Raw genomic sequence first — 23952 nt, 5'->3', positions numbered from 1 at the left:
AAAACAGATCTGGGAAACCAGGTCTGTTTTTCTTTTGAAAAGTGGAATCAATTGGAAAAAATATTGGTCAGACAACTTGACTTTTAAAGCGCATCCATACTATACTGACGTTAGCTTAATATTGTTATTGTCACTACTGATTCACATTGCGTCACGAACAATCTTTTCGTCGCTCCATGTATTTCGGGACAATAATGAATTTCTTTCATATGCATCGTCATATGTATTAAGTAATTTATTTTTGGAGGTTGTTCCCATGAACACAGGTAAAGTAAAATGGTTTAACGCAGAAAAAGGTTTCGGTTTCATCGAAGTTGAAGGCGGAGAAGACGTATTCGTACATTTCTCAGCAATCACTGGTGAAGGTTTCAAATCACTTGACGAAGGTCAAGAAGTTGAATTCGAAATCACTGAAGGCGCACGTGGAGCACAAGCTGCTAACGTCGTAAAACTTTAATTTCAACTATTCAATCGCTCTTCTTCGGAAGAGCGGTTTTTTTATTGTCTTAATATCTTGAATTTAAGATATCTGTGCGCTATGCTTTGCATATAATCAAATTCAAAAGGGAGTGGCAAAGATGGAATTACTCGGTATTCATCATGTTTCAATTTTGACCGGGATGGCGGAACGGAACTATCAATTTTACACGCAAGTCCTTGGAATGCGCTTAATTAAGAAAACAGTGAACCAAGACGACACGACGTCGTATCATTTATTTTATGGGGACGCGGAAGGAAATCCGGGGACTGATCTGACGTTCTTCGACATTCCGCATCTCGGAACAGGTGTACCTGGTGCATCGAGTATTTCTTCAACATCACTTCGCGTTAAGACAACGGCAGCACTCAAGTTTTGGGCACAGCGATTTGAGCAAAAAGAGATTGATCATGATTCACTCATCGAACGGGCAGGGCGACAAACGCTTGCCTTTCGTGATCAAGAAGGAACACGTCTGATTCTCGTCGCAGAAGATGGGGAACTAGGCGTCCCGGGTGGCGTGCCGTGGAAACACGACGAGATTCCAGCAGAACATGCAATCGTCGGCTTAGGTGCCGTGACATTGACCGTTAACGACCCGGGACCAACAGCGCTCGTTTTGACGGAAGTCCTCGGTTTTAAAAAAATCGACAGTTATCCGTCGCTTGCGGGTGAGTTTGCGGATATTGAAGTGTATGCAACGGGGCAAGGAGGAATCGGAGCCGAAGTCCACCTCGAAGCGCGACCGGATCTCGATCGAGAACGTCTTGGTCGCGGCGGTGTCCACCATGTCGCGTTCCGCGTACCGAACAGTGCGGAATATGATCTATGGGTCGAGCGTTTAAACCACTACCGTCTTCCGAACTCCGGAAAAGTTGATCGCCATTACTTCCAAGCCTTGTACTTCCGGGAACCGAATCATATTTTATTCGAGCTTTCGACGGATACACCGGGATTTGCGACAGATGAATCGATTGAGGAGTTAGGCGAGACACTCGCACTACCACCATTTTTAGAACCACAACGTGAGCAGATTGAAGCACGTCTTCGTCCACTCGAAATCTGACAATCCTGTGACACGGGTCACAGATACGTCGACGTCCCGTATACTAAAAGAAGGAATCACGAAAAGGAGTGACGGGATGTTAAGAACTACGTTAGGTCAATTTCGGTTAATTGCGATTGTAGAGGGAATTTCATTTTTAGTATTGTTGCTGATTGCGATGCCGTTAAAATATATGGCAGGAATTCCTGAGGCAGTCTCGGTCGTTGGAGCCATGCACGGTGTGTTGTTTGTCATGTATGCGTTATGGCTTGTCGTCGTTAAATTTAAATACCGCTGGTCGTTTGTCAAAGCAGGTATCGCCTTTATCGCATCCTTCATTCCGTTTGGTACGTTTGTACTCGATCGAAAGCTAAAACAGGAAGCAACAAACGCGTAAATTGTGTATACTAGTAAAAGCACGGCTGTGGATAACTGTTTTTGTCTATGCGAAGCAGGTTATCCACAGCTTTTTTCTGTGGATAATTTTTAGGAGGATACTATGTCAACATTCGAAACATTAAACATTCAAGAATTGTGGATAAAAAAACTACAAAAGCAAGGCATCAAACAACCGACACCGATTCAAGAACAAGCTATTCCGCATTTGCTTGCGGGACGTGATTTAATAGGAAAAGCACAAACAGGTACAGGGAAGACACTTGCCTTCTTGTTACCGATTCTCGAGCAAATCGATTTAGAGAGTAAAACGGTTCAAGCATTGATCGTCGCACCGACACGTGAACTTGCGCGTCAGATTGCCGACGAAACACATAAGTTGATTCGGAATATGGAAGACATTCGGGCACTTGCTGTATACGGCGGACAAGATGTCTTTAAACAAATCCAACGTCTCGGACGGATGCCGCAAATCATCATCGGGACACCTGGACGAATTTTAGACCATGTCGGACGGGGAACACTCGATTTGAGCGCGCTGAAGACACTCGTCTTAGATGAAGCCGATCAGATGCTTCAAATTGGTTTCTTACCGGAAATCGAAGATATCATCGCAGCAGCACCGGTCGATCGTCAATTCGTCATGTTATCTGCGACGATGCCACCAAAAGTCGAGCAACTCGCGAAAACGTACCTTCGTGACCCGATTGAAATTCAAGTCGAAGCTGAAAAAGTAACGGTCGATGCGATTGAACAATTCGTCGTCGAAACGACGGATCGTCGTAAGCAAGCGACACTTCGGACGATGCTCGACGAAATGCGCCCGTATGCCGCAATCATTTTCTGTCGGACGCAACGTCGCGTAACGAAATTAAACGAAGAATTGCAAATGCAAGGGTATCCGACGGACGAGTTACACGGTGGATTGACGCAAGGAAAACGTGAAAAGGCGATGTCGAAGTTCTATCAAGGGAAAACACCATTCTTGATTGCGACCGATGTTGCGTCACGCGGACTGGATGTCACAGGTGTCACACACGTCTTCAACTATGACTTGCCGGACGATGCAGAAAGCTATGTCCACCGGATTGGGCGGACGGGACGTGCCGGGAACGACGGCGTCGCGATTTCGATCGTCACACCGAAAGACGGTCGGAGTTTCCGTGACATGGAACGCGAACTTGGGGTCGAAGTTACACCAATCGTCGTCGAATTGTCAGATGAAATGATTCGGGCACAGCATGACCAGAGTAAAGGCACGAAAAAGCCGACAACGGAAGGCCGTGGCAATACACGCCGGTCGAATAATCGTCGCCCAGGACGGACACACCGGAAGTAAGCAAATCAATCTACAGAAAAATCCCGTTTCCATTCATCGGAAACGGGATTTTTTATCGTTGAAGAGACGCTTTACTGGTCTGTGTTATTTATAGACCATCTGTCCGCCGAGATGACCGGCATAAGCAAGTAATCCACTACCAATCACAGCGACGATTAGACTGAAGATAAGAAGCATTTTTTTATTTGATCGATAATTGAAAATCAACAATACAAAGGAAATACCGAAAGCAATCAGACTGTAAAGCGCAAAGTGTTCATGATCTTCAATCGCAGCCCGTGTCGCATTGAACGTCGAACGGGCATAGTCTTTTGTCTCATCTCCGGATAGATACGCAGCGACCCCTGCGAGGAGACCGGTGAATAGGGTAATCAGAGCAAACAATTTCAATTGAACCCATTTTAAACTAAAGAATAATAGTAGTGTAGCGAACAGTAACAGACCGATTGGAGCATGGACGAGTAAGGGGTGGAGCGGAACACCGAATAGCATGATAAATCCTCCTTAAGTAATGAGTGTATGACTATTCATTACTTTACCCCTGCTACCTGATAGTTAGCTGACGGCTTTATTTAATGAGGGAAATGAATCGTAAACCGTGTTCCTTCATTTGGACTGGAGTCGACCTCGATGCTCGCGTTATGGGCATCAGCAATCGAGCTAGCGATTGCGAGGCCGAGACCGGTCCCTGTTCCGTGGCGAGCGTGGTCCCCGCGATAGAAGCGTTCGAAGATTTTTGCCTGATCACTTTTCGGGATACCGATTCCCTCATCAGCGATTGTCAGCTGAACTTCGCCAGGGGCTTTTGACAAGCGGACCTTGATTGGTCCGTCACTGTAGACGGAAGCATTTTCTAGAAAGACCATTAATAAGCGCGTCAATTGGTTAGCGTCCCCTTTAATTAAGAGGTTCGGTTCAATCTCGATTCGCAGTGTCCGGTTGGATAATGTATGGGCGAACCGTTCAGCGGTCTTTGAGACGAGCGTACTGAAATCAACGGATTGCAGGGTCATGGATTGACCCCCGCGGGCAAGCAACAGCAAGTCCGCGACGAGTAATTGCATCGAAGTCGTCTCGGCTTTCAAATCGTCGAGAATCGTCTGTCCCTCACGACTGAGCGGTTCAGCTTCAAGCAATTCGATTCCGCTATATAAAATCGTCAGCGGTGTGCGCAGTTCATGGGAGGCGTCCGACGTGAAGCGACGTTGCCGGTCGAAAGCTTGTTGGACGGGCTGGACGGCTCGACCGGCGAGAACATAACTGAGTCCCATCAAAATCAACGTCGATAAGACGGCGATTCCAGATAAGACAGCGATTAAACGTTGGAGTGTATCGCGTGTAGCGGACGTTTCTTTTAAAAGAACGATGGAGCCTTCGTTCGTGTCGCGTTTGTACAATAAAAAATGGTGATCCTCGACAGTCACTTTTTCAGTTTCTTGAGCAGAGGATACGAAACGCTGAACGGTCTCTTCCGTTAAATCATCCGGAAGACTCGAATACTGTTCTTCACCCGTTTCGTCCAGCACTTGAAAATAAATCGGATTAGGTGTCAAGCGATCTTCACCATGTTCGATTCGTTCGAAGACGTCACGGTTCGAGATGTTTTTTAATTGATTGAGCTCTGTTTGGTCGAGTAACCGTGCCGTCGTAAAGTAGACGCCAACGAGTATGAGGATTAATAACAGTAAGAAGGTCCCACTGAATAAAAGGGTCAGCCGTTTTCGGATCACTTCAAGCATGGTGGTCACCAAGACGATACCCGAAACCGCGGACGGTCTTGATGAGTGGTGGAGCGCCAACCGCCTCTAATTTTTTGCGGACGAGACGGACCAAGGCATCGAGAGCGTTGTCCGTAACGTCGGCACCAATTCCCCAGACGACTTCGATGATCAGTTCGCGACCCATCACTTGTTCCGGTCGACGTAATAAGAGTGATAGAAATTCAAATTCACGACGTGTCAATTCAAGTGGATGATGATTATAGGAAATCATTTGCGATGAAACATCGAGTTCAAGTCCTTGAAAAGATACCGTATCGACGAAGGCCTTTTTTTGTCGACGACTTAATGCGCGGAGACGGGCAAGCAATTCATTCGATTGAAACGGTTTGACGAGATAGTCGTCGGCACCACTATCGAGACCATGGACGAGGTCGATTTCTGTATCACGTGCCGTCAACATTAAAATACCACCTTCAAAACGATTTTTTCTAAGTTCAGCTGCGACCTCAACCCCACTTTTATGAGGCATCATCCAATCGAGAACAAGCAAATCGTAACGAAATGTCTGGCATTGATTGAGTGCATCGACACCATCGTGTGCGACATCGACTTGGTAGCCGGCACGTTCGAGATGGAGTCGAAGCATTTTTGCGAGCCGCTGATCGTCTTCTGCAATCAATACACGCATGAATTTTCCCCCCGCGTTCATTTTTTCTTATTATCCCATAGTTGCCGTCAGCTAGTTATCAGTTTTTAGCGCTACAGTAAAGATAACAACAAACGAGAGAGGATGAAGGAAGATGAAACCAAAGCCGTTTGCAAAATGGATGGTCGGTTTAAGTAGTACGGTGTTTATCGGTCTAGCGATTGGTCAATTAAGTGTCAGCTCAGATGGACAATCGACGACACCGGTCAGTACAGGGGATACGTATTCGAATGAAACGAATTTCCCGAGTCAACCGACGCAAGGGGATTCTTATGGTGACGAGGAGTCAGACGATGATGGCGGATATTATGATGATGATGAGGGATGGTCAGGAGAGGATTCTTCCGGATTCAGCCAGCCGAGCGGAAATAGCGACGGACGCTCGAGTCACTCGAAATAGGAGGTCAAGTGATGGAACGACAACTCTATTCGATGCATAATACGATTCGATTCGTGACGGAAAATCAGATTCCTGAAGAAGAATGGCAGGAGATTGAACGATTTTTCAGCTACGTTGATCGAGAGTGGTCACGGTTTGCTGAAGCGAGTGAAGTGAATCGGTTGAATCGCCTTCGAATCGGTGAAACCTTATCGATTTCGTTACCACTCGCTCGGTTACTAAAGCGTTCGATTCGTTATTTTGAACAGACGGATCACTATTTTTCTCCGTTTCTTCTTGAACAACAACAGGCAAACGGATACCGGGATTCCTTTCCGTTTCACTATGCGACTGAGTCGGAACGGGTTGGTCCCCCAGAGATTACACCCTTTATTCTCGAAGGGCTTGAAGTGACACGTGTCGGTGGAGGAGCAATTGACTTAGGTGGAATCGGGAAAGGCGCAGCCGCAATGATGGTGGCGCAACGGCTTCGGAAAGAACGACGACGCGGATTGATTGAAGCTGGCGGTGATGTCGTCGTCTGGTCGGACGAAACACCATGGAAGATTGGCATTACACATCCGCATACAGACGAAGAAATCGCGGAAATCAGCCTTCGACAAGGGGCAATCGCAACCTCGAATCGAATTTATCGCTCCTGGCATGTCGGCGAACGGATGAATCATCACTTACTTGACGGTAAAACGGGGCGACCGATTGAGACACCGCTCATTCAAGTGACGGCTTCTGCTCCACAGCTGTATGAAGCAGAAGTAATGACGAAACTTGCTTTTCAGATGACAGAACAGGAACGGCAAGAGAAGTTATTCAGATGGTTTCCGAATGGACGATTATTGTTACTCGACGCGTCAGGTGAAATCATATCTGAGAAGAAAGGAGGATGTGCACTATGGACTGGTTGAAATGGATGTTTTCGACCTGGACGATGATTCGTCTCAGTGGGCTAGCGGGTCACTTTTTGATGACATTATCCGTATTAGCTGGATTACTAGGCTCGTTTCCGAATCTCCGAAAACAAAAAGCACGACTTCATAACGTCCACCTCTATGGCGGATGGGCCGGACTGCTCGCGATTGTCCTCCACGCGACGTTGATTGTCGTGGATACGTATGCACCGCTATCCATCCTCGAGATTTTGATACCGGGCAACGCTTCTTACGAACCACTGTGGAATGCCTTTGGGACAATCAGTCTTTATCTCTTCGCTTTTGTCCTGATCACGTCGGACTTCCTAAAAGAGACGCTCGGAAAAACTTTATGGAAATTAACGCACTGGCTTGTCTTACCGGCTTGGGGGTTGATGACGCTTCATGGTCTCTTCATCGGGACAGATACGGGAACGTTGTTTACGACAATCTGGTACGTGGCTTCGACACTGACATTTATCACATTGATTCTTTACCGGATGCGTCTGCGTCCTAAAACAAAAGTACAAATAAAACCGGAATCCTCGACGTCTTAAGAGGATTCCGGTTTTATTCATTGTTGCTCGAGCCACTTCGTCCACGCGACAAAAGCGTCTTCCCGATTTTCGATGTAGTTGTGATCACTGTCGACGACCAGTTCTTCGAAATAACCGGCGTTTTGAAGGAGGTCGTGGTGGAGCGCTTTGACGGATGTTTCATCCCGTTCAGATGTGACGAGCAATGCCGAGCGGTTCTTTAGTTCTTCCTTGAGCGCAAGAAGGTTCCAACTCGCATGGTTAGCTTTTAACTCCTCGAGTAACGTGTCACCGTCAGTCGCTGTAAGGAAAGACGCACCGCGGCTGAGAACACCGCGTAAGGCGTCCTCGTGTTCCGGGTAGTCGAGGATCAGTTGACCGATTAGACCGAAGTTGAACGGAGAAATTCCGATGTAGTGTTTGATGTGCGGAACAGCAGCAAACGCGTGTAGACCAGCAAATCCACCCATGCTGTGACCGACAATCGTAATTTGGTCGCCGAGCACATCATGCTGTTCTGTAAAGGTCGGAGAAGCGACGTGCTCCATGATCGCTGTCGCATCTTCCAGGACATGACGAAAACGGAACGCACCCGAGCTGCCGATGCTGCCGCGATAAGAGGTCACGAGGACATGGTAGCCGATTTCTTGGAGACGGACCGCCCAGTCCATGTTCAATTGTTTCCCGGGAAACCCGTGGAAGAGGACGATTAACGGAGCAGGACCTGTACTTGCCGGAGAATACAGACGGCAAAATAGCGCTTCGTTCCCTCCGCTCGGTATGGCAATTAAAGAAAGACTAGCTTTGTTCGTGATTGTTTCCATCTCATTCGCTCCTTTAAAAAGTTTCGTATGTTTCATAGTGTGATACAAGTTAGGAAGCAAAGCAATCGTTAAGTCTATGAACAAAAAATAAAGTAGGAAAAGAACGTTTTGCGCCCCGCCGTTTGAGAGCCGGGATGGAGGTGTGCTTGAAATCGACTAGCTTGTAGTCTGCTGCGCGTTTCCGCCTTGTCTCGTCTCCGAGCGGCGGGTGCCCGCTTTTCGATATGGAAGCGATTCAAGTCGGCATGCGCTTCAAGATATTCGCGTTACATGTCGCCCTTCTTAGGGAGAACTAAAAAAAGCTTTCTTTTTTTGTTGACTCCAGGTCAGAGATGTTCCGTTTCGAATTGCAGCATACTGAGATAAAGAGGTGCGTAGTGTGCCGCGCGTCTCCACCTTGTCTCGTCTCCGAGCGGCGAGCGTCCACGCCGCTTCACTGCGTTGCAGGGTCGCGGACGCCCGCTTTTCGCTACGGAAGCGATCCAAGCCGGAATGCGCTTCAAGATATTCGCGTTACATGTCGCCCTTCTTAGGGAAATCTTAAAAAAGCTTCGCTTTTCCGTTGACTCCTACGGGATAAGGCGCGTTTTAACGCGCTGTCAGAGGCAGGCGAGACCCTGCTTCTTGTCCTTACGGGACAAGAAGCAACGGCTTGCGCCTCGCCCGAGGAAAGCAACGGAAAGGAAGAAGCTTTGAATCACTACCATTCGTCCAAAGGAGCTGACAAGTCATGCGCTTGAGAAAAGCAACGGAAAGGAAGAAGCTTTGAATCACTACCGTTCACCCAAAGGAGCTGACAAAATCCGCATTACTGCCATTCTCTTTTTCGATAAAAAACAAAAAGAGCTGCCCCAATCAACAGGGCGGCTCAAATCATCGTTCTTAAAAAAGTAAGAGTCAATCAATCAAAAGACTTTTGTCGTCCACGATTCACAATTCCATAAGTCAGTTGCGACTGCTTCATAAAATTCAGGTTCGTGTGAAATCAAGAGGACCGTTCCTTTATATTCTTGCAAGGCCCGTTTCAATTCCTCTTTCGCTTCGACGTCCAAGTGGTTCGTCGGCTCATCGAGAACCAGAATGTTTGATTCCGTGTTCATCAGCTTACAAAGACGGACTTTCGCCTTCTCTCCACCGCTGAGTACTTCGATTTTAGATTCGATGTGTTTTGTCATCAAACCACATTTCGCGAGCATCGCCCGGACTTGTTGTTGCGTCAAGGATGGGAACGTCCCCCAAATTTCTTCGATACACGTGTTCGAATTCTTCTCTTTGATTTCTTGTTCGAAATAGCCGATGTGCAAGTTTTCACCGCGATCGACCATCCCTGAAACAGCGGGGATTTCACCGAGTAAACTTTTCAGTAACGTCGACTTCCCGATTCCGTTCGCACCATGCAATGCGATTTTCTGCCCCCGTTCGATTGTTAAATCGAGCGGACGCGAGAGGGGTTCGTCGTAGCCGATGACAAGACCTTTTGCTTCGAACATCAGCTTGCTTGGTGTCCGAGCCGTCTGGAAATGGAATTCCGGTTGCGGACGTTCTTGTGCAAGCTCGATGACATCCATCTTGTCGAGTTTTTTCTGACGGGACATCGCCATGTTTCGTGTTGAGACACGCGCCTTGTTACGGGCGACGAAATCTTTAAGTTCAGAAATTTCTTGCTGTTGGCGCTTAAAGGCAGACTCCAGCTGTTTCTTTTTCGCTTCATGGACCGTCAAGAAATTATCATAGTCACCAACATAACGGCTCAAGCCTTGATTTTCCATATGGTAAATCAAGTTGATGACGCTGTTTAAGAATGGAATATCATGCGAAATCAAAATGAATGCATTCTCGTAATCGTTGAGATACCGTTTCAGCCATTCGATGTGTTGCACATCAAGATAGTTGGTCGGCTCATCCAGTAACAAGATATCTGGTTTTTCAAGTAAGAGCTTCGCAAGTAAGATTTTTGTACGCTGACCGCCACTTAATTCATGGACATCACGGTCTAAGCCGATTTCATCGAGACCAAGTCCGCGGGCGATTTCTTCGACTTTTGCGTCGATCGTATAAAAATCATTATTCGTTAAAATGTCTTGTAAGACACCGACTTCCTCAAGCATCTTTTCGAGTTCTTCGGGCTCGACTTCACCCATCTTCGCATACAGGTCATTGATTTCTTGTTCGATATCGAACAAGTATTGGAATGCCCCTTTTAGCGCATCACGAATCGATAAACCTTTTGCAAGGACGGCATGTTGATCGAGATAACCGACACGAACGTGTTTCGCCCATTCGACTTTCCCTTCATCCGGTTCGAGCTGAGAAGTGATGATGTTCATGAAGGTCGATTTCCCTTCACCGTTTGCTCCGACGAGGCCGATGTGTTCCCCTTTTAACAGGCGGAACGAGACATCTTCGAAAATCGCACGATCACCAAAGCCATGGCTTAAGTTTGATACCGTTAAAATACTCATAACTACTCCCTTATTTCATGAATTCAACGCTGTGATTAGACACCTGTACGTTTTTTCTGGTTGTTCGTCTTTTTCGTCTTCTGGCTCGTCATTTGTTTCGTTTCCGTTCCACGAAGACCAGTCGGACGTTTTGTTTGTGATTGTTTTTTTGCTTTCAATTGTTCAATCATCGCTTCTTGAAGTGATAATTTTTTTTGTTGTTCGCTCATGTGTGTTCACCTCGATTAATTCGTTCTTATCTTATAGTATGCCAAAAAAAACGCTTTTTGAAAACGAACTCTACTTAATTCATCCTTTAACGGACAACCTGACCGAGATAAATGACATAACAATTCCGGTCAATGTCGATTTCGCAGCTGTCACGTTCAAAGGTTCCATGCTCTGGCACGGTCACCTTATCCTTAATTAAATAGCGCATCGCTTGGACGTGGTTCGGGACGGTCATCGTTTTGATAAGTGGTGATGTACTGCTTGGCATGTACCGGCGAAACTCGATGTGAATTTGATGAGGCGGATAAATCCGGTCCTCTGCATCGAGCGGAGAGGCTTCGACGTGATCGACGATCAGCTGATCGTACTCGCCCTCCATTTCGTTGGAGCGTAATTCATACAGTTGGCCCTCGATGATATGAAATTCACATAATTGATGAGCGATGATTTCATCCGGTTCGATTGCGAAACGACTGTATTGATAAATCGACTTATATTCATCTTGATCTTCGACATAATAAGCAAGTGACATCGTGATTCCTCCTTGTAACGGCATGATATGTTCTACTCGGACGATCAGAAAAAAGTTCCGGTACGACAAGGAAACTTTTTTAAGAGAAAAAGCGTATACTTAGAATAACAAATTGTTAAGAAAGGGGTATGAATCGTGAGATGGATGAAACAAGCATCACTTGCGGCGACGCTTTTGATTGGAACGACACTCAGTGGTTGCGGTGCAGACGATGCGCAAGCCGAACGTCCGGATGATCCGGATTGTGACGATTATGAATATGATAATGAAGAAGGCGTCTGGTATTGTGATGATGCAACATCGACCCATTCTGGTTTTTATTACTGGGGAGGCAGTTATTTTGCATCCCGTGCCCTGATGCATAGTGCGATGCGGACGAAAGGCTATACGCCGAAGTCGAACGCAGTCAAAAGTTATAATGCGAAGACAAAAGGATTCGGGACGGGATCGTCGTCTGGTTTCTTTGGCGGATGAGTGAACGAGAGGATTTATATGGTGACATTGAGTCGTTTTGGGATGAATTGGATGGTGAAATCTATGCGTTGACTGATGTTTTGACGGTTTCGTCGCGGACGCTGGAGCGCTTACGGGTAGCTGCTCGAGACGTGTATCTGATTTTTGAGAAAGTCGCACCGATTCTACGAACGATGGAGGATGATGCGTTACTCGAGCTCGGGTATCCAAAACAAGCACTTCCCTTTCTCCGTCTAGAGACGATGCGCCCCTTATCAATCATCAGTCGACTCGACTTCATCGTGACGGACGATCGGATTTCCGTCATGGAATGGAATGCCGATACGCCGACGTTCATTAAAGAATCGTTTGACGTCAATGACCGGATTGCGCAAAAACGCCACATGATGGCAGTGAACCCGGATGAAGCGGCGAAATTAGCGACAAGCGTCCGTCGCGCCATCGCAGCAGCGACACATCGAACGCAGCAACGCCCGCATGTCGTCTTTACGTCACATGGGGACAATATCGAGGATCGTCTGACGACAGAATACTTGCAAGGGTTCGTGGACGGGGCAGCGTATTGCCCGCTTAACGCCCTTGAAATTCGACCGGAAGATGGATTGTACGACCAGGACGGACGACGGATTGATATTTTATACCGTCAGACCTTTCCGATTGAAATGGCGCTTCTCGATCGCGATGACACGGGACGTGAACTCGGTGTCTTATTGTTACAACTCGTCGAACAAGGTTTGCTCGAGATCATCAATCCACCATCGGCGTTTCTGATGCAAGCAAAGTCCGTTCTTGCAGTGATTTGGGCACTGCATGAAGCAGACCACGCTTATTTAACAGGACGTGATCATCAAATCATAGAACGTTATTTTTTACCAACGTATCTTGAACCAGATGTATTTCTTGAACAGCGACACGCCTTTGTCGAGAAACCGGTTTTTGGCAGAGAAGGTGATACGGTAACGATCTATCAAGCAGATGGTCGTATCCTGTTATCGAATGATCAGCGTTCCTTTAGTGACCAAGCATCGGTTTATCAGCAGTATCAAGCATTGCCGACGCATGTACTTAGTAATGGAGTGGAAGTGGCCTATATGTTTGGCGTGTTCGTCCTCGGTGGTCGGGCAAGTGCGATTGCTGTCCGAGCAGGCGAACGAATCACCGGAAATCGTTCTTACTTTTTACCGATTGGGCGATTGCAAGATTGAGAGGAGGAGACAAGATGAAAGCAGCCATTTTAGGAGCGAGCGGTTTAGTTGGACAAGAGTTAGTCGATCAATTATTAGCGAATGATGCGTATGAGGAAGTTCATGTGCTCGTTCGTCGACCCATGAACCGGTTTCATCAAAAGCTGGAAGAATGGGTGATTGACTTTGATCGCGTGACGGAAATCGAATTGCCGACGGTGGATCACGTCTACTGCGCGCTCGGAACGACGATTAAACAAGCGGGGTCACAAGCAGCATTTCGTCAGGTCGACTACACGTATCCGATTGAAGTCGGACGTGAATTGCTCGATTTAGGGGCGACACGCTTCGCGCTCATTTCAGCGCTCGGCGCACATCCGAATGCAAAAACGTTCTACAATCGTGTCAAAGGAGACACAGAGAACGGACTACGGGTTCTTGGCTACGAAGCTTTATTGATTTTCCGTCCATCGCTCTTGTTAGGGGAGCGAGAAGAGTTCCGGTTTGGCGAACAGGCGGCGGCTCGTGTCTCGACGGTTCTTCGCCCGTTATTAAAACGGAGTCCTTATGCCCCAATCGAAGCGAGTAAAGTAGCGAAAGCGATGATGGAGCAAACACTCCATGCGCCCCCGGGTATTACCATCTTTGAATCAAAAGACATGCAAAAATGAGCGAACGGATTCCGTTACGCTCTTTTTTTTTGCTTAAAATTAATATTTGACTAGTCAAATGATTTACGGTTGAATGATAAGGTGCTGTCTCCTATATAAAAAGAAGTGAGACAATTCAGTTAAAAACGTGTAAATCTTTTAATCGATTACGAGACGCTTATCATTTGGGGAAAGCGGGAAAAAAGGTTTTAGATTATGCACGAATACAATGGTAGACGAAAGGAGCCTTCATTATGGCAGATTTTGATCGCGATCAGGTCTACAAGACTGTTCCGCAAAAAGGGTTCTTCGGAAACCCGAAAGGATTGTTCACACTCTTCTTCACAGAGTTCTGGGAACGATTCTCCTACTACGGGATGCGCGCCATCCTTATATTCTACATGTACGACTCTGTTGCGAACGGTGGACTCGGAATTGATAAAACGACTGCCGCTTCCATCATGGCCGTATATGGTTCACTTGTCTATATGTCGGGAATCATCGGAGGATGGGTCTCCGACCGTCTGTTAGGGACATCACGGACCGTCTTTTATGGTGGTATTCTCATCATGCTTGGACATATCGTGTTAGCTCTACCAGCCGGAATCACGGCATTATTCATCTCGATGGGCTTAATCGTCATCGGGACGGGATTCTTAAAACCGAACGTATCGAACATCGTCGGAGATTTGTACAGCAAAACGGATAACCGCCGTGATGCTGGATTCAGTATCTTCTATATGGGAATCAATGCCGGTGCATTTTTAGCACCACTCGTCGTCGGTAAAGTTTCAGATACGGCAGGATACCATGCTGGTTTCGCACTCGCTGCGGTCGGGATGTTCGCCGGTCTTGTTGTGTTCATATTGACGAAGAAAAAGAATTTAGGTCAAGCCGGAACATACGTCTTGAATCCGCTAGAAGGCGAGGAACGGAAACGTTTCTTTAAAATTGCGACAGTTGTCGTCATTGCGCTAGCAGTTCTCGGAACGATTGCCGCATTGACAGGTTTACTAACGATCGACCGCTTTACGTTGATGGTGACGTTCCTCGGAATCTTGATTCCGATTGCGTATTTCACATTCATGTTACGCAGTCCGAAAATTACAGATGATGAGCGTTCGCGTTTATTCGCCTACATCCCACTCTTTATCGCAGCAGCTGTTTTCTGGGCGATTCAAGAGCAAGGGTCATATGTCTTATCAATCTTTGCAGATGAACGGACAGACTTATCTTTCTTAGGCTTTGAGATTCAGCCTGCGTTCTTCCAGTCATTGAATCCATTGTTCATCATCGTGCTTGCACCAGTCTTTGCAAGCTTTTGGGTCCGACTCGGTGATCGTCAGCCGACGACGATGCAAAAATTCTCGTTCGGTCTGATTTTCGCAGGACTTTCGTTCATCGTCATGATGTTGCCTGGACTATTGTTTGGTACAGACACAATCGTTAGTCCGCTCTGGCTCGCACTCAGTTTCTTCCTCGTCGTGATTGGTGAGTTGTTACTATCACCAGTCGGTTTATCGGCAACGACGAAACTGGCACCAGCGGCTTTCTCGGCACAGACAATGAGTCTTTGGTTCTTAACGAATGCAACGGGACAAGCCGTCAATGCACAGATCGTTAAATATTACGGGAAAGAAACAGAAGTCGCGTACTTCGGAATTACAGGTGTCGTCGCGATTGCACTCGGACTTCTCTTGTTTGCTTTTGCACCAAGGCTCCAAAAATATATGCGTGGTATTCGCTAAGCTCGAATCCACAAAAAAAGGCAGGAACTCGGATTCTTTTTCCGAGTTACCTGTCTTTTTGTTAGTCATTTGTCCGAATATGGCGTAATGATTCTGCGAACAGGGCAACAAGCGTCCCGAGCACCAGTCCGTTCGACATCAGTGTCGTGACGAGTGGAGGGAGATCGGCTGTCGCACCTTTTGGTAAGAGCAAGGCACCGATTCCGACGAGGACCGGTAACCCGACCGTAATCATTGCCGTTTGCCGATTTAAGTCGCGTGCTGCTTCCGTGACGCCGATGATAGCCATCCCGGCAACAATCGGGGCAACCATCGCATAACCGACGGCAACAGGAATTTTTGCAATCAAACCGACGAATGGCGTGACGATACTTAAAAATAAGCAAATGACGTTCGCAATCGCAAACGATTTACGATCCGTGTTATCCGTCGAAGCGATGAATCCGGCTGTTCCGGAAATCGCGACGGGACCGACCGTACCGAACATCCCGGCAAAAATCTGTCCGACACCGGCCGTGACACCGGCTGTTCCGACTTGTCCTTTGACGTGTTCGCCACGTTTCGCACTGATGATGCGCTCGATGACTTTGATGTTCGCGAGCACGTTCGTCATCAACAGTAAAGAAATGATTAAGGCTGTCGGGAGAAGGGTCCAGTCCAGATGAATTCCGCCGAACGGGAATAAATCAGGAAGAGTAAAGAATGGACCATCGAAGCTCGGCATCTCGGCGCGTCCGATCAAGGCAAACATGCTCCAACCGACGAGCAGCGTGATGAGTAAGGCATACTGACGCAAACGATCGCTACGTTCGAGATAAAGTGAGATGATGACGGTCAATACGGAAATGACGGCAGGTAACACTTGAATCTTACCGTTTTCCAGGTTGAGTAGCCCTTTCATGACGGAGCCCGACAGTTGGGCAGACAACAGGAGCATATAAACGCCGATGACTTGTGGCGTGAACAAGGGAACGAGTCGTCGTAAAATACCCGTTACTGTCAAAATGATACAGATGATGCCACTTAAGATGAGGAGAAAACCAAGTGATTGGAGTGTGTTCGAGTAACTCCCGTACAATGTAATGCCGATTGAGGAGTAGAGGGCGAAGACACCCCACCAAATCCCGGCCGGTCCTTCCATGATCGGTAGACGGTGACCGAGGAACACTTGGAATAAGCTTAAAATCGCAAAAACGAACAGACAACGAGATAGGAAAGCCAATGTGTCCGCGCTCGATAGTTCAAACGATGCGGCAATGGCGAGTGGCGGGGCGATGTTAGTACAGATAATAAACAAAAACCACTGAATCGTGGAGACTACGGTACGTGGCAAAACAAATGATTCCCCTTTCAAAAGAAACGATACTTTTTTCATCTTAAACCAATTATTGAAAAAGCGATAGATACGCTTACATTGACTGAAAATTTAGAAAATAATTTTCATATGTGATTTTTCACATGAGATGGGGTAGGAGTTAAGAGGGAGGAATGGATATGAAAAAGTGGCTCAAGCGAATCAGCATCGGTTTCATCATACTCATCGGGCTTGTCATCGGAGCCTTCATGGTCTGGGCGCAATTTGATTATGATCCGTCAAAAGAAGCAAACACATATGTTGAACAACAGATTGGACAGGATTATCAGTTTGGTGATCCGGAGAGTGAAGTCGGATTTGTGTTTTATCAAGGGGCGAAGGTCGATCCGGGTGCCTACAGTTATATCGGGAGTCAGTTAGCGAAGAACGGACATTTCGTCGTCATCCCGAAATTACCATTTAATATCGCATTACTCGACGCAAACGCGGCCTTACCGATTATCGATGCACATCCGAAAATCAAACGATGGTATGTGATGGGACATTCGTTAGGTGGAAGTGCCGCTTCGACGGTACTTGAGGATAATTCGAAGATTAAAGGAATCATATTTCTCGCGTCCTATCCGATTGATGCCATCGATACACCGTCCTTGACGGTCTATGGCGGACGGGATGGCGTCTTACCTGTAGCGGACATCGAAGCAAGTAAAAAAAATCTTCGATCGGACGCGACATTCCATTTCATCGAAGAGGGCAATCACGCGAATTTCGGGATGTACGGCGCACAAAAGGGCGACAACACGAGTCCATTAATACCAAAAGTACAACAGGATGAGGCGATTGAAGCAATTGAGTCATTCCTTTCATCGAATTAAAAAAGCCTTTCCGTCTAGCCATTTTACGAAGCTAGACGGAAAGGTTTTTTACGTTTTAGTCGAGACGACGTGATACCTCGTCGAGTGTCGGTAAAGCAGCCATCGCCCCTTTGACGGACGCGGCAAGCCCGCCGGAAATCGCGGCAAACCGCCCGATGTCCTGCAGTTCATCTTCATCCCAATCGAATGCAAAGGACCGCGTCGCACACTGGTGTAGCAAACCAGACATAAAGGCGTCACCTGCTCCGGTCGTATCGACGGCATCCACCGAAATCGCGTTGATCTCTGCCATCGCACGATTCGTATAGAGTAAGGATCCCTCGCTGCCCCGTGTGACGGCGAGCAACTGAATCGGATATTCAGCAAGCAGTTCGGCTGCCCCTTCATCCAGGTTCGTTTGGCCGGTCAAGAAGGTCAATTCCTCTTCTGCTAACTTAACGATTTGCGCGTCAGGCAGGACGGACTGAATCGTCATCCGGGCGACATCGAGATTCGACCATAACGATTCGCGGAGGTTCGGGTCGTAAGAAATCGGGACCTGATGCTCTTTTGCGAGCGCGATGGCACGACGTGTTGCTGCGACGGCATCACCGGAGATTAAGGAAATCGAACCGATGTGAAGTAAATCGGCTTCCGCCAGTGCGTCCGGAACATCTTGTTCATGAAAGCTCATATCGGCACGATACGTGTTGATGAATTCAAAGGACCGTTCGCCGTTTTTAGCATTTGTGACGAGGACAAGCCCCGTTTTATTCGTTGCGTCAAGAACGATGTGATCCGTCTTGACCCCATAGTGGTGGAGTGTATCTTTCAAGAAATGCCCCATCGAGTCATCCCCGACAGCACCGAGAAAATAACTGTCGGCGCCAAGGCGGGCAAGTCCGACGGCGACATTGGCGGGAGCACCGCCGGGATTTTTTTGGAACGTCGTATTGCTGTCATCGAGTGGAATCAAATCGATTAATGCTTCTCCAAGACTAAAAATTTTCATCATAGTTCGCTCCTTTCTGAATCCGGTCGAATCCGTTCGACATGAAGTGCCATATAGCCAACTTCAGAGTCGGGGACGGTCGTTTTTAATTCCTGTTCGAGCCAAGCGGCCATACTTTCTGCACAACGAAACGCATCCGCGTAACGTGTTTTGACAGCAGATAAAATGACATCATCCATATCGTGGAGTGTCTGTCCCTGCTCAATCCGGGCGAGGACAAGTTTCATATGTGTGAAGAATCGGTAATACGTCATGGAAGTCGTTTCGATCGTTTGACCAAAGAAACTCTCGATTTGTTCACGTAATTCGTTCAACAGAGTAGCAGTTTGTAGTGCCGTCGCCATATTCGGATGCTGTTGGCGGGCGTTAAAGAGGTGAAGTGCGATGTTCGCGGCTTCCTCCTTTGGTAATACAACAGCAAGTGTCTGTTCGATTTGCGCAACCGCCCATGCTCCGATTTTGTACTCGGCTGTATATAACAAGCGAATTTCTTCCGCGAGCCGATTGTGGACGACAAGATTTTCACGTGCTAAGCGAACGGCATGGGCGAGGTGATCCGTCAGACTGACATGGATATAATCATGAAAAGGTGTCTGAAGTTCGCCTTCCGCATAAGAAATGATTTGTTCGGACAAATCAATGATTTCTAATGGGGTCGTCGTTAAGATTTCTTTAAACAGTTCAGCATTTTCGAACGAGGGAATGAACATCTTTTCGATTTTCGAGGGATCGACGGGATCTTTTTTCTTTTTACCGAAAGCGATCCCCGGTCCCATGATGATGCGTTCTTGTCCTTGTTCTTTTGTGACGATGGCATTGTTGTTGAGTACTTTATGAATAATCAGCCTGACTCCTCCCTTCTCCCTTTATTATACGGGTAACAGTGCTCAGAACAAAACCGACAAATGCGACCCGACGAGTATACTCGTGAGGGTCGCATGTCTTTTTTACTTAAGCGGCTAAATCGGTTTGTTTTTGTTTTCGTGCATCAAGACGCATGAGGATGACAGTCGCGATGAACGCTGTCGCGACAGCAATCGCAAAACCGACAAGGTAGTTGATTAAGTTCGAAGCACCAAGTGGAGCGACGATTGCAATCATCGGTATGCCCGTCAAACCATAAGCGTTTGCAGCGACTTGCGTCAAGACGACGTAGCCACCGCCGATTGCGCCACCGATCGCACCACCGATGAACGGTTTACCGAGTCGAAGATTCACCCCGTAGATAATCGGTTCCGTAATACCAAGAAATGCTGAGAAGGCAGAGGGTAAAGCGAGCGTTTTTAATTTAACGTTTTTCGTCATGAAGTAGACAGCAAGACCGGCTCCGCCTTGCGCGACGTTCGCCATCGACCAGATGGGTAACAGGAAGTTTTTCCCGATGCTCTTATCAGCAAGCAGTCCCGCTTCAATCGCATGGAAACTATGGTGCATTCCTGTGATGACAATCGTTGAGTAGAGACCACCGAACAAGAGACCGGCGACGACCGAGAATTGTTCATAGAAGAAGACGAGTACGAATGAAATCCCTTTACCGAGCAATGTACCAAGTGGTCCGATGACGATGAGGGCAAGGAATCCTGTGACGAGAATCGTCACGAACGGTGTGACTAACAAATCAAGTGTTTCCGGTGTCCGTTTACGGACTTGCTGCTCAATTTTCGCCATGACCCAAACCGTTAAGAGGACAGGGAAGACCGTCCCCTGATAACCAATCAGTTCGATGTTCATCCCAAGGAAGTGCATCACTTCCGGTTCACTGTTTCCGAGTGTCCAAGGGTTGAGCAGAGAAGGGTGCGTCATGATTCCACCGATGACCGCACCGAGATATGGATTGGCACCGAACTCACGCGCGGCAGAGAAACCGATCAAAATCGGTAAGATGATGAAAGCGGAAGACGAGAACATGTCAAGCAGTTGGACGATCGGTGAAGCCCCGTCGACCCAACCGAAGGCTTTAATCATTCCGAGTAAGCCCATCAACAGACCGGCGGCGACGATTGCCGGAATCAATGGTACGAAGACATTTGAAAGCGACCGGGCAAGGCGCGCGAACGGATTTAATTTTTGGGAAGCTGCTTTCTTCACGTCGACTGATTCTTCACCATTGACGTTGACACCAGCGAGGGGAGCGAACTCCGCGAATACTTTGTTGACGGTCCCGGTCCCAAAAATGATTTGATATTGACCTGAACTCGAGAAAGCACCACTGACGCCGTCAAGATCTTCGAGTGCCGCTTGATCGACCTTCGATTCGTCATGAAGAACGAGACGGAGACGTGTCGCACAATGCGCTGCTGTGATGATATTTTCACGACCACCGACAAGGGTAAGGACCTGCGCAGCTGTTTTTTTGTAATCCATTTGAATTCCTCCTTTTAGGAAAGGTGTGCGACTGGTCAGCCCACAAAAAAAGGCAAGACCGAACAACACCTAAACGTTCTAGGTGTTGCATCGGTCTTGCCAGCCGTACTGTCACAATCCGCACTATTTGCTTGTTGGCTTTATCATAAAGCAAAAAAGAAAGCGTTGTCAACAGTCAAATTGGATCTTTTTGAATCGCGATATCGACTTCGACACCAAAGTGATCGGAAACGATTGGCGCCAGTACTCCGTCAAACGTCACACCGACACGCGCGACATCAATTTTGCGATTCGAGAGCACTAAATCAATCCGTAAGCCATGGTGGTTCTCTTCCCAACCGTCAATCTTACCTTCGACGGTTTCGACACCAACCGTCTCTTCCGCTAGAAGGAACAGGTCATGGAGACCCCGTTCAACCATATAATCGTAACCGGTCTCCCGTTCGAAGGCATCATTGTTGAAGTCACCTAAGAAGAAGGTCCATTCGAGTGGATCCATCCGAGCAATCAAATGATTGAACTGCTCGCTGAACGGTTCGTCGGCATCTTCCCACCAACCGAGATGACAAGAGTTGAACGTAATTTGGGTTCCATCGACATCAATCGTCGCGCGGACGATTTTGCGTGACTTCCAGTCCATCGTATCTTGGCTTCGGCTGACATAGTACGAATCGGATTTCAAAATCGGATGTTTCGTCAAGAGGGCGAGTCCCTCTTCGTACGCATCGTATCCGATGTGCGAGAAGTCCCAAACGAATTCATAGTCATGCCCACGTTCTTTAAGTGCTTGTTGAATCATGTAGGCGAAATTATCTTCACGGATTGCACCATAAACGATTGGTGTATCCATTAATTGGCTTACTTCTTGTAAGGCGACGACATCATAATCCTGTTGGATGATTTGAGCGACGATTTGATTGATTTTTTCAAGCTGGTGTTCTTCTTGCCAGGAATGGCAATTGAGTGTGAGTAGGCGCATCTGTCGTTCCTCCTGAGTGTTGATTCTGAATAAAGAAAGGTGAAACTCACGGATGAGCTCCACCTTTTTTTATTTACCCTAATTCGTCTGGTTTATGCGCCGATCCGATCTTGGATATCAGACTTCAAGACATCCGCTTTCGGACCATAGATGGCTTGCACGCCGTTATTTTTTAGGATAATACCAAGTGCGCCATTCGCTTTCCAGTCTTGTTCTTTTGCGACGAGGCTTGGATCTTTGACCGTGACGCGTAAACGTGTCATGCAGGCATCGACGTCTTCGATGTTTTGTTGACCACCGAGCAGTTCGATGATGCGTGCTGCTTGCGAACCGTCAGCGACGACAGTTGCAGCGACTTCACTTGTCCCGTCCTCTTTGACGACGATGTCATCGAGGTAGTTTCCGTTACGACCTGGTGTCGCGTAGTTAAACTTCTTGATGACAAAGCGGAACGTAAAGAAGTTGAGGAAGAAGAAGAACACGCAGACTCCGATGAAACGTAACAAATCACCGATCAGACCAGCTTTCGCGATCAATGGAATCCGGGTCAAGAGTTCAATTGCCCCGAATGCATGGATCCGAAGGTGCATGACGTCAGCAAGTGCGAACGCGACACCCGTCAAGACAGCGTAGACGACGTACAGGACAGGTGCGATGAACATGAACATGAATTCGATTGGCTCCGTGACACCTGTCAAGAACACAGCGAGACCGGCAGACAGGAAGACGGGTTTGTATGCTTTCTTTTTATCTTCGTCGACCGACATATACATCGCGACTGCGACACCAATCAAAGAAGCAAGTGACGTGACGACCTGTCCTTCTTTGAAGCGGGCAGGAACGACGCTGTTGAGTAAGTCGTTATAGCCTTGTGTGTTACCGGCTTGCTTTAAGTTGACGAGATCGGTCACCCAGGCGAGCCAAAGTGGATCTTGCCCTGCTACTGTCGAGCCTTGTGCAGCACCCGTCAGAATTTTATACGTTCCGCCGAGTTCCGTATAGTTCATCGGCACAGTCAACATATGGTGAAGACCGAATGGCAGTAGGAGACGTTCGAGCGTTCCGTAAACGAATGGGGCGATGATTGGGGCTGTATCACGTGACGTCGCAATCCAACGACCGAAATCGTTTAGGAGGCCTTGGACGAACGGCCAGACGAGCGATAAAACAAATGCTGCGATGACGGAACCACCGATGACGACGAATGGGACGAACCGTTTGCCGTTGAAAAAGGCCAGTGCATCTGGTAATTTGCTGAAGTTATAGAATTTATTAAAGAGAACGGCACCGAGGAAACCAGAAATGATTCCGACGAAAACGCCCATATTAAGAGCGGGTGCACCGAGTACAGAAGTGAAATAATCTTTTACGATCAAGTCAGATCCGAGTAACGAACTAACCGTTGCTTTCGGATCAGCGAGCATCGTTGAATTGACACCGAAGATTGCACCCGTTACGCGGTTGACTAAAATGAACGCGAGTAATGCGGCAAAGGCACCACCGGCACGTTCTTTAGCCCATGAACCACCGATCGCGACGGCGAAGAGGACGTGGAGATTCGTAATGATGGCCCAACCGAGATCTTCAACAATTCTTGCAATCGTTTGCACAATGGTGATATCGCCACCGTACATCCCGATTAATTTTCCGATTGAAATCATTATTCCGGCAGCTGGCATAACTGCAATGACAACCATTAAAGCTTTTCCGAGCTTTTGCCAAAAGTCGAATGAAATTGTTTTACGCATGTTTTCTCACTCCTCAGACAGACTATTTTCTCTTTATTGTGCAAATATGTAAGCGATTAATGCAACCGTT

25 protein-coding genes are annotated in these 23952 nt (G+C 47.5%); 12 read left to right on the top strand and 13 right to left on the bottom strand.

Translation table 11 applies throughout. The features are described from left to right. Positions 1-256 precede the first annotated feature (256 nt). The 4 genes from KNP96_RS09725 (at position 257) to KNP96_RS09710 (ending at position 3258) form a co-directional block, all read left to right on the top strand. Positions 257-457, top strand: a complete 201-nt coding sequence (locus tag KNP96_RS09725; RefSeq protein ID WP_012371797.1) for a cold-shock protein — start codon at positions 257-259, stop codon at positions 455-457. 121 nt (positions 458-578) lie between these two features. Continuing rightward, positions 579-1544 (top strand): ring-cleaving dioxygenase, encoded by a 966-nt coding sequence (locus KNP96_RS09720; protein WP_214770181.1) that lies wholly within the window; start codon positions 579-581, stop codon positions 1542-1544. 76 nt (positions 1545-1620) lie between these two features. Further along, positions 1621-1920: a DUF3817 domain-containing protein gene (locus tag KNP96_RS09715; protein ID WP_088838201.1), complete on the top strand. Its 300-nt coding sequence runs from the start codon at positions 1621-1623 to the stop codon at positions 1918-1920. A gap of 102 nt (positions 1921-2022) precedes the next feature. Further along, positions 2023-3258, top strand: coding sequence for a DEAD/DEAH box helicase (locus KNP96_RS09710; protein ID WP_088838200.1), 1236 nt, complete (start codon positions 2023-2025; stop codon positions 3256-3258). A gap of 84 nt (positions 3259-3342) precedes the next feature. On the opposite strand, the gene KNP96_RS09705 is transcribed toward KNP96_RS09710, so the two are convergent. The 3 genes from KNP96_RS09705 to KNP96_RS09695 form a co-directional block, all read right to left on the bottom strand. Beyond that, positions 3343-3750, bottom strand: a complete 408-nt coding sequence (locus tag KNP96_RS09705) for a DUF2231 domain-containing protein (RefSeq protein ID WP_088838199.1) — start codon at positions 3748-3750, stop codon at positions 3343-3345. 80 nt (positions 3751-3830) lie between these two features. Further along, on the bottom strand, positions 3831-4997 hold the full coding sequence (locus KNP96_RS09700) for a sensor histidine kinase (protein ID WP_214766346.1): 1167 nt from the start codon (positions 4995-4997) through the stop codon (positions 3831-3833). Continuing rightward, positions 4990-5667: a response regulator transcription factor gene (locus KNP96_RS09695; protein WP_088838197.1), complete on the bottom strand. Its 678-nt coding sequence runs from the start codon at positions 5665-5667 to the stop codon at positions 4990-4992. The genes KNP96_RS09700 and KNP96_RS09695 overlap by 8 nt, the downstream gene beginning before the upstream one ends. 112 nt (positions 5668-5779) lie before the next feature. On the opposite strand from KNP96_RS09695, the gene KNP96_RS09690 reads away from it, so the two are divergent. The 3 genes from KNP96_RS09690 to KNP96_RS09680 are packed head-to-tail and all read left to right on the top strand — an operon-like array spanning position 5780 to position 7547. Next, a complete protein-coding gene (locus KNP96_RS09690; protein ID WP_214770178.1) occupies positions 5780-6085 on the top strand; it encodes a hypothetical protein in 306 nt (101 codons plus the stop codon). A gap of 11 nt (positions 6086-6096) precedes the next feature. Then, on the top strand, positions 6097-6987 hold the full coding sequence (locus KNP96_RS09685; RefSeq protein ID WP_214770174.1) for an FAD:protein FMN transferase: 891 nt from the start codon (positions 6097-6099) through the stop codon (positions 6985-6987). Continuing rightward, the gene (locus KNP96_RS09680) at positions 6975-7547 is read left to right on the top strand and encodes a ferric reductase-like transmembrane domain-containing protein (protein WP_214770171.1); all 573 of its coding nucleotides are present in this window, start codon (positions 6975-6977) and stop codon (positions 7545-7547) included. The genes KNP96_RS09685 and KNP96_RS09680 overlap by 13 nt, the downstream gene beginning before the upstream one ends. Before the next feature lie 17 nt (positions 7548-7564). On the opposite strand, the gene KNP96_RS09675 is transcribed toward KNP96_RS09680, so the two are convergent. The 4 genes from KNP96_RS09675 to KNP96_RS09660 all read right to left on the bottom strand — a co-directional run bounded on the left by KNP96_RS09675 (position 7565) and on the right by KNP96_RS09660 (position 11554). After that, entirely contained in the window at positions 7565-8350 is a 786-nt protein-coding gene (locus tag KNP96_RS09675; RefSeq protein WP_214770167.1) for an alpha/beta hydrolase family protein, read from the bottom strand. A 905-nt stretch (positions 8351-9255) separates the two neighbouring features. Then, positions 9256-10812 (bottom strand): ABC-F family ATP-binding cassette domain-containing protein, encoded by a 1557-nt coding sequence (locus tag KNP96_RS09670; RefSeq protein ID WP_029332048.1) that lies wholly within the window; start codon positions 10810-10812, stop codon positions 9256-9258. Between the two features lie 35 nt (positions 10813-10847). Further along, entirely contained in the window at positions 10848-11021 is a 174-nt protein-coding gene (locus KNP96_RS09665) for a hypothetical protein (RefSeq protein ID WP_214770164.1), read from the bottom strand. Between the two features lie 86 nt (positions 11022-11107). After that, positions 11108-11554, bottom strand: a complete 447-nt coding sequence (locus KNP96_RS09660) for a hypothetical protein (RefSeq protein ID WP_214766360.1) — start codon at positions 11552-11554, stop codon at positions 11108-11110. A gap of 144 nt (positions 11555-11698) precedes the next feature. Between KNP96_RS09660 and KNP96_RS09655 the strand changes: the two genes are divergently transcribed. The 4 genes from KNP96_RS09655 to KNP96_RS09640 all read left to right on the top strand — a co-directional run bounded on the left by KNP96_RS09655 (position 11699) and on the right by KNP96_RS09640 (position 15610). Then, on the top strand, positions 11699-12028 hold the full coding sequence (locus tag KNP96_RS09655; RefSeq protein ID WP_029332046.1) for a hypothetical protein: 330 nt from the start codon (positions 11699-11701) through the stop codon (positions 12026-12028). Beyond that, a complete protein-coding gene (locus KNP96_RS09650; protein WP_214770161.1) occupies positions 12025-13233 on the top strand; it encodes a glutathionylspermidine synthase family protein in 1209 nt (402 codons plus the stop codon). The genes KNP96_RS09655 and KNP96_RS09650 overlap by 4 nt, the downstream gene beginning before the upstream one ends. 14 nt (positions 13234-13247) lie before the next feature. Further along, positions 13248-13883, top strand: coding sequence for an NAD-dependent epimerase/dehydratase family protein (locus KNP96_RS09645; RefSeq protein WP_088838190.1), 636 nt, complete (start codon positions 13248-13250; stop codon positions 13881-13883). 233 nt (positions 13884-14116) lie between these two features. After that, complete coding sequence (locus tag KNP96_RS09640; RefSeq protein ID WP_088838189.1) at positions 14117-15610, top strand: peptide MFS transporter; 1494 nt, start codon at positions 14117-14119, stop codon at positions 15608-15610. Positions 15611-15671: 61 nt separating this feature from the next. Here the strand turns inward: KNP96_RS09640 and KNP96_RS09635 are convergent, their stop codons facing one another. Next, positions 15672-16943, bottom strand: coding sequence for a purine/pyrimidine permease (locus tag KNP96_RS09635; RefSeq protein ID WP_029332042.1), 1272 nt, complete (start codon positions 16941-16943; stop codon positions 15672-15674). A 161-nt stretch (positions 16944-17104) separates the two neighbouring features. On the opposite strand from KNP96_RS09635, the gene KNP96_RS09630 reads away from it, so the two are divergent. Next, positions 17105-17800: an alpha/beta hydrolase gene (locus tag KNP96_RS09630; RefSeq protein WP_088838188.1), complete on the top strand. Its 696-nt coding sequence runs from the start codon at positions 17105-17107 to the stop codon at positions 17798-17800. Between the two features lie 55 nt (positions 17801-17855). On the opposite strand, the gene KNP96_RS09625 is transcribed toward KNP96_RS09630, so the two are convergent. The 5 genes from KNP96_RS09625 to KNP96_RS09605 form a co-directional block, all read right to left on the bottom strand. Continuing rightward, entirely contained in the window at positions 17856-18791 is a 936-nt protein-coding gene (locus KNP96_RS09625; protein ID WP_088838187.1) for a carbohydrate kinase family protein, read from the bottom strand. Then, entirely contained in the window at positions 18791-19630 is an 840-nt protein-coding gene (locus tag KNP96_RS09620; protein WP_353048342.1) for a PRD domain-containing protein, read from the bottom strand. The genes KNP96_RS09625 and KNP96_RS09620 overlap by 1 nt, the downstream gene beginning before the upstream one ends. Positions 19631-19742: 112 nt before the next feature. Continuing rightward, positions 19743-21155, bottom strand: coding sequence for a sucrose-specific PTS transporter subunit IIBC (locus KNP96_RS09615; protein ID WP_088838185.1), 1413 nt, complete (start codon positions 21153-21155; stop codon positions 19743-19745). Between the two features lie 175 nt (positions 21156-21330). Then, the gene (locus tag KNP96_RS09610) at positions 21331-22134 is read right to left on the bottom strand and encodes an endonuclease/exonuclease/phosphatase family protein (protein ID WP_088838184.1); all 804 of its coding nucleotides are present in this window, start codon (positions 22132-22134) and stop codon (positions 21331-21333) included. A gap of 92 nt (positions 22135-22226) precedes the next feature. Then, positions 22227-23882, bottom strand: coding sequence for a PTS transporter subunit IIBC (locus KNP96_RS09605; protein WP_214770159.1), 1656 nt, complete (start codon positions 23880-23882; stop codon positions 22227-22229). Positions 23883-23952: the final 70 nt, after the last annotated feature.

It is taken from the genome of Exiguobacterium sp. s133, assembly GCF_018618595.1.
GTDB classification, from domain to species: Bacteria; Bacillota; Bacilli; order Exiguobacteriales; family Exiguobacteriaceae; genus Exiguobacterium_A; species Exiguobacterium_A oxidotolerans.
The sequence above is the reverse complement of the archived record's forward strand: the minus strand, read 5'-3'. Positions and strand labels throughout refer to the sequence as shown.

Bases quoted from the DNA above. Each gene is read 5' to 3' on its own strand.
- KNP96_RS09725 (WP_012371797.1), top strand. From the start codon at position 257: ATGAACACAGGTAAAGTAAAATGGTTTAACGCAGAAAAAGGTTTCGGT.
- KNP96_RS09720 (WP_214770181.1), top strand. From the start codon at position 579: ATGGAATTACTCGGTATTCATCATGTTTCAATTTTGACCGGGATGGCG.
- KNP96_RS09715 (WP_088838201.1), top strand. From the start codon at position 1,621: ATGTTAAGAACTACGTTAGGTCAATTTCGGTTAATTGCGATTGTAGAG.
- KNP96_RS09710 (WP_088838200.1), top strand. From the start codon at position 2,023: ATGTCAACATTCGAAACATTAAACATTCAAGAATTGTGGATAAAAAAA.
- KNP96_RS09705 (WP_088838199.1), bottom strand. From the start codon at position 3,750: ATGCTATTCGGTGTTCCGCTCCACCCCTTACTCGTCCATGCTCCAATC.
- KNP96_RS09700 (WP_214766346.1), bottom strand. From the start codon at position 4,997: ATGCTTGAAGTGATCCGAAAACGGCTGACCCTTTTATTCAGTGGGACC.
- KNP96_RS09695 (WP_088838197.1), bottom strand. From the start codon at position 5,667: ATGCGTGTATTGATTGCAGAAGACGATCAGCGGCTCGCAAAAATGCTT.
- KNP96_RS09690 (WP_214770178.1), top strand. From the start codon at position 5,780: ATGAAACCAAAGCCGTTTGCAAAATGGATGGTCGGTTTAAGTAGTACG.
- KNP96_RS09685 (WP_214770174.1), top strand. From the start codon at position 6,097: ATGGAACGACAACTCTATTCGATGCATAATACGATTCGATTCGTGACG.
- KNP96_RS09680 (WP_214770171.1), top strand. From the start codon at position 6,975: ATGGACTGGTTGAAATGGATGTTTTCGACCTGGACGATGATTCGTCTC.
- KNP96_RS09675 (WP_214770167.1), bottom strand. From the start codon at position 8,350: ATGGAAACAATCACGAACAAAGCTAGTCTTTCTTTAATTGCCATACCG.
- KNP96_RS09670 (WP_029332048.1), bottom strand. From the start codon at position 10,812: ATGAGTATTTTAACGGTATCAAACTTAAGCCATGGCTTTGGTGATCGT.
- KNP96_RS09665 (WP_214770164.1), bottom strand. From the start codon at position 11,021: ATGAGCGAACAACAAAAAAAATTATCACTTCAAGAAGCGATGATTGAA.
- KNP96_RS09660 (WP_214766360.1), bottom strand. From the start codon at position 11,554: ATGTCACTTGCTTATTATGTCGAAGATCAAGATGAATATAAGTCGATT.
- KNP96_RS09655 (WP_029332046.1), top strand. From the start codon at position 11,699: ATGAAACAAGCATCACTTGCGGCGACGCTTTTGATTGGAACGACACTC.
- KNP96_RS09650 (WP_214770161.1), top strand. From the start codon at position 12,025: ATGAGTGAACGAGAGGATTTATATGGTGACATTGAGTCGTTTTGGGAT.
- KNP96_RS09645 (WP_088838190.1), top strand. From the start codon at position 13,248: ATGAAAGCAGCCATTTTAGGAGCGAGCGGTTTAGTTGGACAAGAGTTA.
- KNP96_RS09640 (WP_088838189.1), top strand. From the start codon at position 14,117: ATGGCAGATTTTGATCGCGATCAGGTCTACAAGACTGTTCCGCAAAAA.
- KNP96_RS09630 (WP_088838188.1), top strand. From the start codon at position 17,105: ATGAAAAAGTGGCTCAAGCGAATCAGCATCGGTTTCATCATACTCATC.
- KNP96_RS09625 (WP_088838187.1), bottom strand. From the start codon at position 18,791: ATGAAAATTTTTAGTCTTGGAGAAGCATTAATCGATTTGATTCCACTC.
- KNP96_RS09615 (WP_088838185.1), bottom strand. From the start codon at position 21,155: ATGGATTACAAAAAAACAGCTGCGCAGGTCCTTACCCTTGTCGGTGGT.
- KNP96_RS09610 (WP_088838184.1), bottom strand. From the start codon at position 22,134: ATGCGCCTACTCACACTCAATTGCCATTCCTGGCAAGAAGAACACCAG.
- KNP96_RS09605 (WP_214770159.1), bottom strand. From the start codon at position 23,882: ATGCGTAAAACAATTTCATTCGACTTTTGGCAAAAGCTCGGAAAAGCT.